Genomic DNA, 14902 nt, shown 5'->3' on the forward strand with positions numbered 1-14902 from the left:
TCATTCCTCGAAGCGGTAGCCCATGCCGGGCTCGGTGATCAGATAGCGGAGGTGGGAGGGGTCCGACTCCAGCTTGCGTCGCAGCTGGGCCATGTAGACCCGCAGATAGTTGGTCTTGCTGCTCTGCGAGACGCCCCAGACCTCCTGGAGAAGCTTCTTCTGCGTGATCAGCCGTCCCGGATTGACCACCAGGATCTCCAGCAGGTGCCACTCGGTCGGCGTCAGCCGCACGTCCTGGCTGTTCCGGACGACCTTCTTGGCGAGCAGATCGATGCTGAAGTCCGCTGTCTCGACGAGGGTCGTCTCGGGGACGAACGGCGCGTCCTCGGTACGGCGGACCGCGGCCCGCAGCCGGGCCAGCAGCTCGTCCATGCCGAACGGCTTGATGATGTAATCGTCGGCGCCCGCGTCGAGCGCCGCCACCTTCTCGTCGGACGCCTGCCGGGCGGACAGGACCAGGATGGGCATACGGCTCCAGCCCCGCAGGCCCTTGATGATGTCGACGCCGTCCATGTCGGGCAGGCCGAGGTCGAGCAGGACCACATCGGGCTGACGCGCGGCGGCGAGCCGGAGGGCCGTGGCGCCGTCGGGGGCGGCGTCCACTCCGTACTGGCGCGCCTGCAGGTTGATGACGAGGGCCCGTACGAGCTGCGGGTCGTCCTCCACCACGAGCACCCGGGTCATGGGCGTGTGCCTCTCCTGTCGTGCGTCGGGCCGTGCGCGCCGGAGGCGGGGCGACCGACTTCATGGCGGCGGGAGCCGGCAAGTCCGGGATGTCTCCCGGGCCGCCGGCTCCCTTCTGGATCACGTAGGGCCCTCACTGCTTGGCTGCGAGGTCCTTGAGCGCGATGTTGAGTTCGAGGACGTTCACCCGGGGCTCGCCCATGAAGCCCAGCGTGCGGCCCTCGGTGTGGTTCTCGACCAGCTTGTCGACCTGGGCGACGGGCAGGCCGTTATTCGCAGCGACCCGGTGGACCTGGAGGTCGGCGTAGGCCGGGGAGATGTTCGGGTCGAGGCCGGAGCCTGAGGAGGTGACCGCGTCGGCGGGGACCTCGGACGGCTCGACCTTGTAGTCGGCGGTCGAGTTGTCCTTGACGACGGCGGCCTTTGCGTCCTTCACCCACTGGATGAGCTCTTCGTTGTCGCCGGACCGGTTGGTCGCGCCGGACAGGATGAGCTTGTACTGGGTGTTGACGCTGTTGGTGCCGAGGCCGTTCTGCGGGCGGCCCTGGAACCACTTCAGATCGGGATCCGGGTTCTCCTGGCCCTTCTTCAGCGGCAGGTTGTACGACTGCCCGATCAGCGAGGAGCCGACGACCCTGCCGTCCGCCTTGATCTCGGAGCCGTTCGCCTTGTCGTTGAACAGCCCCTGCGCGATGCCGGTGACGACCAGCGGGTAGATGACGCCCGTCACCAGGGTCAGCACGAGGAGGGCGCGCAGGCTCGCCCCGAGCAACCGGGCCGTGTTCGATACGGAGTTGTTCATCGCGATCAGCCGATTCCGGGGATGAGGGAGATGAGCAGGTCGATGAGCTTGATGCCGATGAAGGGCGCGACCAGGCCGCCGAGACCGTAGACGGTCAGGTTGCGGCGCAGCAGCTTGTCGGCGCTGACCGGCCGGTACTGGACGCCCTTCAGGGACAGCGGCACCAGCGCGATGATGACCAGCGCGTTGAAGACGACCGCGGACAGGATCGCGGAGTCCGGTGAGGACAGGCCCATGATGTTGAGCTTGTCCAGGCCCGGGTAGACCGCCGCGAACAGCGCCGGGATGATCGCGAAGTACTTCGCGACGTCGTTGGCGATGGAGAACGTGGTCAACGCACCCCGGGTGATCAGCAGTTGCTTGCCGATCTCGACGATCTCGATGAGCTTGGTCGGGTTGGAGTCGAGGTCGACCATGTTGCCGGCCTCCTTGGCGGCCGACGTGCCGGTGTTCATCGCCACGCCGACGTCCGCCTGCGCGAGGGCCGGGGCGTCGTTGGTGCCGTCACCGGTCATCGCGACCAGCTTGCCGCCCGCCTGCTCCCGCTTGATGAGCGCCATCTTGTCCTCGGGAGTCGCCTCCGCGAGGAAGTCGTCGACGCCCGCCTCGTCGGCGATGGCCTTCGCGGTCAGCGGGTTGTCGCCCGTGATCATGACGGTCTTGATGCCCATGCGGCGCAGTTCCTCGAACCGCTCGCGCATGCCGTCCTTGACGACGTCCTTGAGGTGGATGACGCCGAGCACCCGCGCGCCGTCGACGTCCTCGATCGCGACCAGGAGCGGTGTGCCGCCCGCCTGGGAGATCCGATCGGTCAACTCCTGTGCGTCCTGGGCGACTTCACCACCCTGCTCCGCCACCCAGGCGACGACCGAACCGGCCGCACCCTTGCGGATCTTGCGCCCGTCGACGTCCACGCCGGACATCCGGGTCTGCGCGGTGAAGGCGATCCACTCGGCCCCGGCCAACTCGCCCTGGTCGCGCTCGCGCAGGCCGTACTTCTCCTTCGCCAGGACGACGATGGAGCGGCCCTCGGGCGTCTCGTCGGCCAGGGACGACAGCTGGGCGGCGTCGGCGACCTCTGCCTCCGTCGTCCCGCTGACCGGCACGAACTCCGATGCCTGGCGGTTGCCAAGGGTGATGGTGCCGGTCTTGTCGAGCAGCAGGGTGGAAACGTCACCGGCGGCCTCGACCGCCCGGCCGGACATCGCCAGGACGTTGCGCTGCACCAGCCGGTCCATGCCCGCGATGCCGATCGCGGACAGCAGGGCGCCGATCGTGGTCGGGATCAGACAGACCAGCAGCGCCACCAGCACGACCATCGTCAGGTCCGTACCGGCGTAGTCCGCCAGCGGCGGCAGGGTGGCACAGGCCAGCAGGAAGACGATCGTCAGCGAGGCCAGCAGGATGTTCAGCGCGATCTCGTTCGGCGTCTTCTGGCGTGCCGCGCCCTCGACCAGATTGATCATCCGGTCGATGAAGGTCTCGCCCGGCTTGGTCGTGATCCTGATGACGATCCGGTCCGAGAGCACTTTCGTACCGCCGGTGACCGCCGAACGGTCGCCGCCCGACTCCCGGATGACCGGGGCCGATTCACCAGTGATCGCCGACTCGTCGACGGAGGCCACGCCCTCGACGACGTCACCGTCACCCGGGATGATGTCGCCGGCCTCGCAGACGACCAGGTCGCCGATCCTCAGCTCGGTGCCGGGCACGTGCTCTTCGACAGAACCGTTGAGCCGGCGCGCCACCGTGTCGGTCTTGGCCTTGCGCAGCGTGTCGGCCTGCGCCTTGCCACGGCCCTCGGCGACCGCCTCCGCCAGGTTGGCGAAGATCACCGTCAGCCAGAGCCAGGCGCTGATGGTCCAGCCGAACCAGTCGCCCGGGTCTTTGAAGGAGAAGACGGTCGTCAGGACCGAGCCGATCCACACCACGAACATCACGGGGGACTTGACCATCACCCGCGGGTCGAGCTTGCGGAAGGCCTCCGGCAGCGACTTGACCAGCTGCTTCGGATCGAAGAGGCCCGCGCCGACACGGCCCTCGGGGGACTTGTGCCCGGTGGGTACGTCGCTGTGCGGCGCCCGGGTCGGAGTGGCTGTGGACATCGAGTCCTCTTGCTTCTCTATGCGGGTGGTCATCACGCCAGCCCCTCGGCCAGCGGTCCCAGCGCGAGGGCCGGGAAGTACGTCAGACCGGTGATGATGATGATCGTGCCGACGAGCAGGCCCGCGTACAGGGGCTTGTCGGTGCGCAGCGTGCCCGCGGTGGCCGGTACCGGCTTCTGCTCGGCCAGCGAACCGGCCAGCGCCAGCACGAACACCATCGGCAGGAAACGGCCGAACAGCATGCAGAGGCCGAGCGTGCTGTTGAACCACTGCGTGTCCGCGTTCAGACCGGCGAAGGCCGAGCCGTTGTTGTTGGAGGCGGACGTGTAGGCGTAGAGGATCTCGGAGAATCCGTGCGCACCGCTGTTGGTCATGGAGTTCGCCGGGGTCGGCAGCGCCATCGCGAGGGCGGTGAACACGAGGACCAGGGCCGGCGTGATCAGGATGTAGCAGGCGGACAGCTTGATCTCGCGGGTGCCGATCTTCTTGCCCAGGTACTCGGGGGTGCGGCCGACCATCAGGCCGGCGATGAACACCGCGATGATCGCCATGATCAGCATGCCGTAGAGGCCGGAGCCGGTACCGCCGGGCGCGATCTCGCCCAGCATCATGCCGAGCATGGTGATGCCGCCGCCGAGGCCGGTGAAGGACGAGTGGAAGGAGTCCACGGCACCGGTCGACGTGAGCGTGGTGGCCGTCGCGAAGATCGACGAGCCGCCGACGCCGAAGCGGAGCTCCTTGCCCTCGTACGCCCCGCCCGCGATGTCGAACGCCGGGCCGTGGTGGGCGAACTCGGTCCACATCATCAGGGCCGTGAAGCCGATCCAGATGGTGGCCATGGTCGCGAGGATCGCGTAGCCCTGCTTGACCGAGCCGACCATGAGGCCGAAGGTCCGGGTCAGGGCGAACGGGATGACGAGGATCAGGAAGATCTCGAAGAGGTTCGAGAACGGGGTGGGGTTCTCGAACGGGTGGGCGCTGTTGGCGTTGAAGTAACCGCCACCGTTGGTGCCCAGCTCCTTGATGGCCTCCTGCGAGGCGACCGCGCCGCCGTTCCACTGCTGCGAGCCGCCCATGCTGTGCCCATTGAAGAATTGGCCGACCTCGTGGATGCCGGAGAAGTTCTGGATCGCGCCGCAGGCGACCAGGACGACCGCCGCGACGGCGGCGAGCGGCACCAGGATGCGGACGGTGCCGCGCACCAGGTCGGCCCAGAAATTGCCCAGCTCACCTGTGCGCGAGCGCGCGAAACCGCGTACGAGGGCCACCGCGACGGCGATGCCGACGGCCGCGGAGACGAAGTTCTGCACGGCCAGACCCGCGGTCTGCACGACGTGGCCCATGGCCTGCTCGCCGTAGTACGACTGCCAGTTCGTGTTGGTCACGAAGGACACGGCGGTGTTGAACGCCTGGTCCGAGTCGATGGCGGAGAAGCCGAGCGAGCCGGGCAGGACGCCCTGGATCCGCTGGAGCAGGTAGAGGAAGAGGACGCCTACCACGGAGAAGGCGAGGACACCGCGCAAGTACGCGGTCCAGCGCATCTCGGAGTCGGGGTTGGCGCCGATGCCCTTGTAGATCCACTTCTCGACACGCCAGTGCTTGTCGGAGGAGTAGACCTTGGCCATGTAGCTGCCCAGAGGCTTGTAGACGAGCGCGAGCGCGGCGATCAGGGCGAGCAACTGGAGCACGCCCGCGAGTACGGGACCCATAGCCGATCTCAGAACCTCTCCGGGAAAAGCAGAGCGAGGACGAGATAGCCCAGCAGGGCGACGGCCACGACCAGACCGACAACGTTCTCGACGGTCACAGCTTCGTCACCCCCTTGGCGACGAGAGCCACCAGCGCGAAACCCGCGATCGTGGCGAGGACGAAGGCCAGATCGGCCATCGCGAACTCCTGGAGTGAGGTTCGGTGTGTACGGACGACTAGAGGAAAGCTCCTCTTTGGCCTGATCGGATCGGCCATTGACGGCTCCCTTACGGCGCGGCCCACGCCTTTGACGGGTCTCTTACGCCGCCTGAGCCGTAGCGGGGAGCAGGAACCGCGCAGAGGGCTCAGAGGAGCCGGAAGCGCAGCCGGCAGATCACCGCGTCCGTCTCCCGCCGCACGGTGTGCGCGACGACAGCGCCCCGCTGGTTCTGCAGCAACCGCTGCCACAGCCGCTCCGGCTCGGTCTCCGGGATCAGCACGGTGACCTGCGTGCCCGGCTCGGCGGCGGCCACCTCACGGACGTAGGCGGCGATCGGGCGGCCCAGGCTGCGCCGCTCGCTCGCCAGCCGCACCAGGGGCACCCCGGGGTCCCACGCCGCCCAGGAGCGTTCCAGGGCGTGCATCTGGGCCCGGTCCTCAGGGTCCGGGTAGCAGACGGTCACCGCGCGGACGTCGTCACCGAGGGAGGCGGCGGCCGTGAGGGCCTCCGAGGTCAGCCTGGACAGGGACGAGACGGGGACGATCACCAGGGAGCGCTCGCGGTGCGGGGCTTCCGGGATGCGGCCGAGGCCGAGCCGCTCGCCGATCCGGCCGTAGGCGCGGTGTACGGTCTCGAAGGCGACCACGAGCAGCGGCAGGGCGATCACGATCAGCCAGGCGCCCTCCCGGAACTTCTCCACAGTGACGACGACGGTGGCGACACCGGTGAGCAGGGCGCCGAAGCCGTTGAGGAGCGCCTTGCCTCGCCATCCCCTCCCCCGCTCCAGTCGCCAGTGCCGGACCATGCCCACCTGCGCGATGGTGAAGCCGACGAAGACGCCGATCGCGAAGAGCGGCACGAGGGTGTTGGTGTCGCCGCCCGAGAAGACGAGCAGCGCGGCCGAGACGAGGGCCAGGGCCAGGACACCGTGCCGGTGGACCTGGCGGTCCGCCTTCAGGGCGAACACGTGCGGCGTGTAGTTGTCGCGGGCCAACAGCTTCAGCAGCACCGGCAGGCCCCCGAAGGAGGTATTCGCCGAGAGGGCCAGCAGGATCATGGTCGCGAACTGGATGACGTAGAAAGCCCAGTTGTGGCCGAGCGAGGCGTCCACGAGCTGGGCGAGGACCGTGACGCCCTCGACCGGCTGTAGATGGAAACGGCCGATCAGCACCGACAGGCCGATGAGCATCACACCGAGGACGGCCCCGAGAGCGACTTCCGCGCGCTGGGCCCGCTTGGCACGCGGGACCCGGAAGGAGGGGACGGCGTTGGCGATGGCCTCGACCCCCGTCAGTGCGGCACAACCGGAGGCGAAAGCTTTCAGCAGGAGCAGCGCGCCTACGGTGGTGGCGTTGTCCGCGAGGACCGAGGCGTGTCCGGCCGCGGTCGCTGTGCTCACGGGTTCGGAGCGGAACAACCCGACGGCGATGAGGACGAAGATCGAGCCGACGAAGACGACCGTCGGCACGATGAACGCCTCGGCGGACTCCACGATCCCGCGCAGGTTGACCCCGGTGATCAGGGCGAGCACCGCCAGGCACAGCCACAGCCGGTGGTCATAAAGCGCCGGGAAGGCGGAGGTCAGCGCCGCCACCCCGGCCGTGACGGCCACGGCGACGTTCAGGACGTAGTCCAGGACCAGCGAGGCCGCCGCCACCAGACTCGTGCGCGCACCCAGGTGGGTCTTCGCGACCGCGTAAGAGCCGCCGCCGTCGGGGAAAGCCGCGATCACCTGCCGGTACGACGCCACCAGCACCGCCAGCAGGGCGGCGATGGCCAGCGTCACCGGCATGGTGAAGCCCAAGCCGTGCGCACCCGCGGCGGCCAGGACTTGGACGATCGCCTCGGGGCCGTACGCCACCGACGCCATCGCGTCCAGCGAGAGGGCGGCAAGGCCGGTGACGGACGTCAGCCGGTGGCGCTCACCGGTATCAGGCGGCTCCTCGTCGGCGGGGACGGCATTCGGCTCGGTGGTCAGGACGGACATGGATGCGGGCTCCTTCTTCCTCGGCCGCGCACGAGGGCTGACATGTGCGCGGTCGCATCCACACTGGGTCCGTTTCCCGCCACGTCCGACGGTTCCTTGCGGCATCTTCGCGCCCAACCGGCCAACCTTGACGCGGCCTTGACGGGCGGGTGACGTGGGCGACTGCAGAAGCAAGTTCAGCCTCGGCGGTGGCCTGGGCGCACCTGCGCGGCGGCTGTCCTGCTACGCGGATCAGTTCGCAGAGCCAGGGCCGGGCGGAATGTGAACGGTCATGATCAGGTGGCAGGTCCCGGCACCCGAGCCGCGGTAGGTGTGGGGGGCGTCGCCGTCGAAGGTGGCGGTCTGCCCGGCCTCCACGGGATGCGCGGTGCCGTCGACGACGAGCACCATCTGCCCGGCGGTGACACTGACGGTCTCCACGACACCGGCCTGGTGCGGGTGACTGGGGTACTCCTCGCCCGGTTCCAGTTTCCAGCGCCAGACCTCGACCGGGGCCGGTCCCGACGTGGTCAGCATGAGCCGCGCCTCCCCACCCTTGTCCCCGGCCCACAAGGGCATGACGGCATCGGCGGACACCACCCGGACACGGCCTTCGGCCGGTCCTTCCATCAGCGCGGACACCGAGATGCCTAGCGTGTCGGCGAGGCGGACCAAGGTGGCGAAGTTCGGGTTGCCCTGGGCTTTCTCCAGGGCCACCAGGGCGCCCTTGCTGACCTTGGCGCGGCGGCCGAGTTCGTCCAGGGACAGTCCTGCTCGGGTGCGGGCCGCGCGGACGTTGTGCGCGAGCGTCCGCAGTGCCGCCTCGGTCTCGGCCATCGCTGTCACCCTTCAGGCGGTGGATCATTTCACTGCACCGCGCGGTCGTTCGGTTGACGACTGCCGGTCGGTGCGTTGTACGGTGCAGTCGTTCCATTGATAGTAAGGGATGTACCACCTGTGATCGCTCTGCTGCTGGCTCTGGGCAGCTCCCTGGCCTACGGATGCGCCGACTTCCTCGGCGGCCTCGGCGCCCGCAAGGCCCACGTTCTGCGCACCGTAATGATCGCCGCTCCGGCCTCGCTCACCGTCGAACTGCTGCTGTGGCCCGTCCTCGGCGCCTCCTTCGCTCCCGCGACGCTCGCCTGGGGCGCCGCCTCCGGAGTCGCCTCTGCCGCCGCGTTCACCCTGCTCTACCGCACGCTGGCAATCGGCCCGATGAACGTCCTCTCCCCCATCACCGCGCTGGTCTCCGCGATGCTGCCGGTCGGCGTGGGCCTGGTGCAGGGCGAGCGCCTGGGCCCGGCCGGGCTGATCGGCCTGCCGCTGGCGATGGCGGCCGTGGTGCTGGTCAGCGCCGGGCACGGCGCGAAGTCGGCCCGGCCCTCGAGCACGGCTCTGCTGTTGGCCTTCGGTGCCGGGGCCGCCATCGCCCTGCAGCTGGTCTTCCTTCACCAGGCGCCGTCCGACAGCGGCGTCGGCCCACTGATCATCGGCCGCGCCGTCTCGTCCGCGGTCACTCTGGCCGCTGCCGGCCTGATGTTCAGGCGGCTGGGCTCGGAGAAGCCCGCGTACGCGATGTCGGCGACGGCCGGCGTGCTGGACTCGGTGGCCAATCTGCTGTTCCTGCTCGCCGCCCGCAGCGGCGACCTGGCCGTGGTCGCCGTGATCATCGCCCTGTACCCGGCCGGCACCGTCCTGCTCGCCCGCAGCGTCCTCGCCGAGCGGATCCACCGCGGTCAGCTGATCGGCTTGGGCACCGCCGCCGTCGCCGTCAGCCTCCTCGCCCTCACCTGACCTGCCCGCCCAGCCGCTTTCCCTGAACGGACCACCTGATGACCGACTTCCGTATCAGCCCCGCTGTCGCCGACGCCTTCCCCGACGCCCTCATCGCCGTCGTCACCGCCACCGGCCTGCGCGGTGGCGAGCCCTGGCCCGCCACCGCCGCCGCTTTGGAGGACCTCGAGGCCCAACTCGCCGACGGCGCCTGGCAGCCCGCCGACGAGAGCGACCCCCGCATCGAGGCGTGGCACGCCACCTACCGCTCCTTCGGCACCAACCCCCGCCGCATCCGGCCCAGCGTCGACGCCCTCGGCCGCCGCATGGCCAAGAAGGGCACTCTGCCCCGGATCAACCCGGCCGTCGACTCCTACAACGCCGTCTCCGTCCACCATGGCCTGCCCGCCGGCGCCTTCGATCTCGACCACGTCACCGGCGAGGTCGAGATCCGCTACGCCGACGGCACCGAGACCTTCACCCCGCTCGGCGAACCCGACACCACCGAGAACCCCAAGCCCGGCGAGATCATCTACTCCGACAGCACCGACGTGCTCACACGGCACTGGAACCACCGCGACGCCCACCGCACCCGCGTCACCGAGGACTCCACACGCGTCGCCTTCGTCCTGGAGACCGTCGCTGCCACTCGCGACGGCCACCTGCTCAAGGCCGCGGCCGACGACCTGCGGACCCTGCTGAAGCCGCACTGCGAGCAGAGCATCGTGCGCTACCTCAGCCCGGCACACCCCGACACCACCACCTGACCACAGCGCCTGACCCGCCCGCCCGGCACCAGGAACACGGCGGCAAGGCCACAACCCGCCGCCGAAGGACCACCCATCCCCCTTGGAGGCTCGTCTTGTTCACCGGTCTGAGCGCGTTCCCGCTCACTCCCGTCCCCGGCAACGGCAGCGTCGACGAGAAGGCCTTCGCCGCGCTGGTCGACCGGCTCGCCGCCGCGGGTGTCGACTCGATCGGGGCGCTGGGCTCCACCGGCTCCTACGCCTACCTGACCCGCGAGGAACGCGCCCGTGTCGCCCGGATCGCGGTCGAGCACGCCGACGGGGTTCCGGTCATCGTCGGCATCGGGGCGCTGCGCACCCGCCAGGTGCTCCAGGCGGCCGAGGACGCGCAGCAGGTCGGGGCCGCCGGCGTGCTGCTGGCGCCGGTGTCGTACCAGCCGCTGACCGACGACGACGTCTTCGGCCTGTTCGAGGAGGTCACCGCGAACCTGTCGATCCCCCTGGTGATCTACGACAACCCGGGCACCACGCACTTCACCTTCACCGACGAGCTGTACACCCGTCTGGCCTGGCTGCCGCGGGTGGCATCCATCAAGATCCCCTCGCTTCCCGCCGGCCCTGCCGAAGCCCGGGCCCGGGTCGAGCACCTGCGCCGGCTCCTGCCCGACACGGTGACGGTGGGAATCAGCGGAGACGCGGCCGCAGCCAGGGGCCTGAACGCCGGCTGCGACGCCTGGTACTCGGTGATCGGCGGCACCTTCCCCGAGCCGGCACTCGCCCTCACCCGCGCAGCCCAGGCCGGCCGGCACGAGCGGGCACTCGAGGAATCCCAGCGCCTCCAGCCCCTGTGGGACCTGTTCGCCCGGCACGGCGGCTCCCTACGGGTCGTCGCCGCAGCCGCCGCCCACCTGGGCCTGACCGCCCACCGCAACCTCCCCCTGCCGCTTCAGGGCCTGGACGCCATGGAGCGCGCCCACCTCGCCACGGTCATCGACCAGCTCCAGCTCCACACCTGACAGCCCGCTGCCACCTTCGTGCACAGGCGAGGGCGGCGCTCCAGCCATCCCTCCGCCCGACATCCATACAGGAGCGCGCGCGGCCCATGCGCCCAAGCACCGATCACTCCGTCGACGAGCCCGGCTGGGGCCCACTGGCCCGCTACGTCATCGCGGCGACCCTGGCCCGCACCTCCGACGGCGGCGCCGTCGTGGCGATCGTGCTGATGGTCAACACCACCGGCGGCTCGGGCCGGCTGGCCGGCGCCCTGGGCGCCTGCATCACCGCACCCCACCTCCTGGGCCCCTTCGTCGCCCGCAGCCTGGACACCGCCCGCGACAGCCGCACCGTCATCGCCGCAGCCTCCCTCGCGCACGGCACCACCCTGGCCGCCGCAGTTCTGCTCTACCCCCACACGCACCCTGTCGTCACCGCTGCCCTGCTGATCGTCTCCGGACTGTTCGGGCCCTTGCTCACCGGAGGCATCAGCAGCCGCCTGCCCGCCATCGCCGGCCGCAGCCGGCAACGTCAACGCCGCGCCCAGGGCTGGGATGTGGCCACCTACGGCATCGGCGGCACCGTCGGCCCCACCCTCGTCGCCGCCGTCTCCGCCTGGGCCTCACCCGCCACCGCCGCGCTCACTCTGGCCGCCGGGTGCTACGTCGCCGCCGCCGTCATCCGCTTCTTGCCCTACGCTCCACCTCCCGGCTCGGCTGCGGACGTGCCCCGCCCCATCCGTACCCTCACGGGCATCCTCACCTCCGGGCCCCTGCGCCGCACGCTGTATCTGACCGTGACCGTCGCCTTCAGCGTCGCCGCCCTTCCCGTCACCGCCGTCTCCAGCACACACACTCTCGGCGTCAGCGCCGCCGCGGCCGGCATCCTGACCGCCGCCTACGGCCTGGGCAACCTCGCCGGATCCGCAGGCGTCATGATCCGCCCCGCACGCACCGAAGCAGACCGGCTCACCACCCGCCTCGCCGCCACCGTCGCCGTCACCCTCCTGCTGATCACTCTCACCTCCTCCTTCCCGCTCGCCGTCACCGCGTACGCCGCCGCTGGCATCGCCAACGCCAACTTCTTCGCCGCCACTCTCGCCGCCCGCAACGAATACGCCCCCGACAACGCCCGCGGACAGATCTTCGTCTGGGTCGGCGCGCTCAAGATCACCGCCGGATCAGCCGGAACAGCAGCAGCCGGCGCCCTCATCGGCACCAGTGTCCTCCTCCCCCTTCTCTTGGCCACCGCCCTCACCCTCACCCTCACCAGCACCCTGCTCTCCTTCGTGGAGCGCCAACGCCCCCGCCGCCGGCGCAACCATCGCCCCCGCCCTGCTTCCTCGCGGACCGAGCCCGAGAGCGGGCGAGCGCACCAGACTGGGCCTGGAACCCGTACACGCGGCTGCTCAAACCGCGGATAGGCGTTGGATGACGCTCCGTTGCATTCGCACCAGCGCCAGCGCCAGCGCCAAGGCCGCCGACCGGCCGGGATCGGCCCACGGTCAAGAGGCAAGAGGCAAGAAAGCGCTGGATGTCCGTCAGAGCCGCGTCAAGGTGCGCCGACCGGACCCGACCGGTCACTGGCGTCACCTCCATGGAACGCCGTGATGACGTGCGCGACGGTTCTCTTCGTCGTACTGTGTCCGGCCCGGGTGTCCGCGGGCGGGAGCTGCTTCGCGTCGGCTGATGCGCGAGCAGCGCGTGCGGACGGACCTGCTGGTGTCGGTCCGCTGCCTGGACGGCGTCTCCCAGCGGCTCCTGCTGCGGGACGCCCTGGGAGGCCGCGTCGAGATCGACCCCGAGGTTCTGGTGCGAGATCCGCGGCTGTGGTTCCTTCTGGACGAAGGTGCGCAAGAGTCCGCTGCCGACGGCCTGTTGCTGTGCGGTGTGACCGTCTTGCGGAGCATCTCGCGGCGGGTGGAGCGGGAGACCGCCCACGCCGTGTTCAGGGCTTCCGGACTGGAGTGAGCGTCGCTGTGCTCATCACGCGCCTCCCCCGCTCGGCCCGAGGCCGGTGGTGTTGTCGGTGTCACCGAGCCGCTGGAAGGGCTCGAAGAGCCGCTCCCGGCCGTCGGGCGGCAGGCCGGGCCCCCGATCCCCGGGTACGTCCGTCAGCGCCACGGGCAGCACCTCCTCCAGAGAGATGGGGCGCAGGTTCAGGGTGAGGGCACCCGCCTCCAGTCGGCTGAGGTCGAGGAGGTTCTCCACCAGGCGGTTGAGTTTGGCCATGGACTCGTCGGCGGTGGCGAGGAGTCCGTCACGGTCTTCCGGGGAGAACTCCACGTCGCGGCTGCGCAGGGAGGCGACGACGGCCCAGCCGGCGGCGAGCGGACCGCCCTGACGGGAGAGTTGCCGCAGTATCCGGTGCGTCGGCGTGGTCGGCGGCGGGCAGATGGGCGCCGGAATCGCCGAGGTGTGCGCGGGCCGGCCAAAGGCAAGCTCAGGGCGTTGACCCGCTCTCAGGGCCTCAGCAGAATAGGCGCGCAGGATTGAGAGCGCTCTCAAGGGAGTCACATGACTGGCAGACAGGGCCCGGCGTTCAGTCGGCGTTCGCTCATCGGTGCCGGACTCGGCATCAGCGCCCTGGGGCTGGCCGCGGCCGGCTCCGGGCAGGCCATGGCGGCCGGATCGGCCCGCGTCGGCCGGGGATCGGCCCCGGCCCGGGGACGCGTCTTCCTCGCCGCCGCCATGGACGCCTACCCCGACCACGGCCGCATCCGCCTGACCCAGAGCTATACCGACCAGGCCGGCCTGTTCAGCACTGCCTTCACCTACGACAACGCCCTCGCGATCCTGGCCCACCTCGCGGGCCGGACCACCGACGGCCTGACCCGGGCCACCGCGTTGGGCGACGCCCTGCTCTACGCCCAGACACACGATCCGGCCTACGACGACGGCAGGCTCCGGCAGGCCTACAACGTCGGGCCGTACACCTTCTACGACGGCTCACTGCAGCCCGACGGCTTCGTCCGGGCGGACGGTAGCGCCAACGTGGGTACGCAGTTCGGCTTCACCGGCACGGCCGTGGGCGACATGGCCTGGGCCGGGATCGCGCTCAGCGCGCTCGCCCGCCGTACCGGGGCGCGCAGTTTCCTCGCCGGTGCCGTACGGATCGGCGAGTGGATCGAGCGCACCGGCCGGACCGACGAGCCGCTCGGCGGCTACAAGTTCGGGGTGGACGGGGCCAACCAGAAGCTGCCGTTCACCTCCACCGAGCACAACACGGACCTGGTGTGTCTCTTCGGCCGGCTCGCCCGGCTCACCGGGGACCGGGTGTGGCTGGAGCGGCGCGGGCGGGCCGAGGCGTTCGTGCGGCGGATGTGGGAGCCGTCCGGGGGCTTCTTCTACACCGGCACGAACGACGGCGTGACCGTCAACAGGTCCCCGATCCCGGAGGACACACAGACCTGGACCCATCTCGCCCTCGGCTCCCGCGGCCGTGGTCACTCGCGTTCGCTGGACTGGGCCGCGGGCGAGCTGGCCGTCCTGGATCATGCCGGGCGAGCGAACAGCACTGTGCCCGCGGGGCAGTCGTACGAGGGTGTCACCTTCAGCTCGGCGAGTCTCGTGGCGAACGAGGACGCGCCGATCGCCGAGGGGCAGCCCAGGCCCGACCGCAACGGGGTGTGGTTCGAGGGAACGGCTCATCTCGCGCTCGCCCTGCGAGACCGGCGGGCCCACGGCGACGAGGCACGTGCCCGGCGCCTGATCGCCTCGATCGAGCAGGCCCAGGATCTGCTGGGCGGCGCTCAGACCGTAGGCGGCCGGGCGCTTCCCGAGCGCTGCGGTGTGGTGTCCGCGAGCAGTCCGCTGGACACCGGGTTCGGCTTCGGCTACTACCCGTACCGGCACACGGGGGCGACCGCGTGGTACCTGATGGCTGTGGCGCGCTTCAATCCGCTTCAGGCGTGAAGGGCTGCCC

Annotated in this window: 14 protein-coding genes and 1 pseudogene; 6 read left to right on the top strand and 9 right to left on the bottom strand. The window is 70.2% G+C overall.

Translation table 11 applies throughout. The features are described from left to right. The 8 genes from ACWIF2_RS28250 to ACWIF2_RS28285 all read right to left on the bottom strand — a co-directional run bounded on the left by ACWIF2_RS28250 (position 1) and on the right by ACWIF2_RS28285 (position 8303). Positions 1-684 (bottom strand): response regulator, encoded by a 684-nt coding sequence (locus tag ACWIF2_RS28250; protein ID WP_454363606.1) that lies wholly within the window; start codon positions 682-684, stop codon positions 1-3. 133 nt (positions 685-817) lie between these two features. Further along, entirely contained in the window at positions 818-1486 is a 669-nt protein-coding gene (locus tag ACWIF2_RS28255) for a potassium-transporting ATPase subunit C (protein ID WP_454363607.1), read from the bottom strand. 5 nt (positions 1487-1491) lie between these two features. Further along, positions 1492-3624, bottom strand: coding sequence for a potassium-transporting ATPase subunit KdpB (gene kdpB, locus ACWIF2_RS28260; RefSeq protein WP_454363608.1), 2133 nt, complete (start codon positions 3622-3624; stop codon positions 1492-1494). Next, entirely contained in the window at positions 3624-5300 is a 1677-nt protein-coding gene (gene kdpA, locus ACWIF2_RS28265; protein ID WP_454363609.1) for a potassium-transporting ATPase subunit KdpA, read from the bottom strand. Before kdpA ends, kdpB begins: the two co-directional genes overlap by 1 nt. Before the next feature lie 8 nt (positions 5301-5308). Then, positions 5309-5398, bottom strand: coding sequence for a K(+)-transporting ATPase subunit F (gene kdpF, locus ACWIF2_RS28270; RefSeq protein ID WP_046702884.1), 90 nt, complete (start codon positions 5396-5398; stop codon positions 5309-5311). After that, entirely contained in the window at positions 5395-5556 is a 162-nt protein-coding gene (locus ACWIF2_RS28275) for a hypothetical protein (RefSeq protein ID WP_454363610.1), read from the bottom strand. Before ACWIF2_RS28275 ends, kdpF begins: the two co-directional genes overlap by 4 nt. A gap of 89 nt (positions 5557-5645) precedes the next feature. After that, positions 5646-7487: an APC family permease gene (locus ACWIF2_RS28280; protein WP_454363611.1), complete on the bottom strand. Its 1842-nt coding sequence runs from the start codon at positions 7485-7487 to the stop codon at positions 5646-5648. A 231-nt stretch (positions 7488-7718) separates the two neighbouring features. After that, positions 7719-8303 carry a helix-turn-helix domain-containing protein gene (locus tag ACWIF2_RS28285; RefSeq protein WP_454363612.1) on the bottom strand — a complete coding sequence of 195 codons (585 nt, stop codon included), beginning with the start codon at positions 8301-8303 and terminating at the stop codon, positions 7719-7721. A 120-nt stretch (positions 8304-8423) separates the two neighbouring features. Between ACWIF2_RS28285 and ACWIF2_RS28290 the strand changes: the two genes are divergently transcribed. The 5 genes from ACWIF2_RS28290 (at position 8424) to ACWIF2_RS28310 (ending at position 12948) form a co-directional block, all read left to right on the top strand. Continuing rightward, on the top strand, positions 8424-9260 hold the full coding sequence (locus ACWIF2_RS28290; protein ID WP_454363613.1) for an EamA family transporter: 837 nt from the start codon (positions 8424-8426) through the stop codon (positions 9258-9260). A 38-nt stretch (positions 9261-9298) separates the two neighbouring features. After that, a complete protein-coding gene (locus ACWIF2_RS28295) occupies positions 9299-10006 on the top strand; it encodes a B3/B4 domain-containing protein (protein ID WP_454363614.1) in 708 nt (235 codons plus the stop codon). Between the two features lie 95 nt (positions 10007-10101). Further along, complete coding sequence (locus ACWIF2_RS28300) at positions 10102-11001, top strand: dihydrodipicolinate synthase family protein (RefSeq protein WP_454363615.1); 900 nt, start codon at positions 10102-10104, stop codon at positions 10999-11001. A gap of 86 nt (positions 11002-11087) precedes the next feature. Beyond that, entirely contained in the window at positions 11088-12401 is a 1314-nt protein-coding gene (locus ACWIF2_RS28305) for an MFS transporter (protein ID WP_454363616.1), read from the top strand. 265 nt (positions 12402-12666) lie between these two features. Next, a complete protein-coding gene (locus tag ACWIF2_RS28310) occupies positions 12667-12948 on the top strand; it encodes a hypothetical protein (RefSeq protein ID WP_454363617.1) in 282 nt (93 codons plus the stop codon). Between the two features lie 36 nt (positions 12949-12984). Here ACWIF2_RS28310 and ACWIF2_RS28315 read toward each other — a convergent pair. Continuing rightward, positions 12985-13311: pseudogene (locus ACWIF2_RS28315) on the bottom strand (sensor histidine kinase); the annotation flags it as partial. A 183-nt stretch (positions 13312-13494) separates the two neighbouring features. Between ACWIF2_RS28315 and ACWIF2_RS28320 the strand changes: the two are divergent. Next, positions 13495-14892: a Tat pathway signal sequence domain protein gene (locus ACWIF2_RS28320; RefSeq protein ID WP_454363618.1), complete on the top strand. Its 1398-nt coding sequence runs from the start codon at positions 13495-13497 to the stop codon at positions 14890-14892. Positions 14893-14902 lie beyond the last annotated feature (10 nt).

The sequence above is a fragment of the Streptomyces sp. NPDC055506 genome (genome assembly GCF_053643595.1).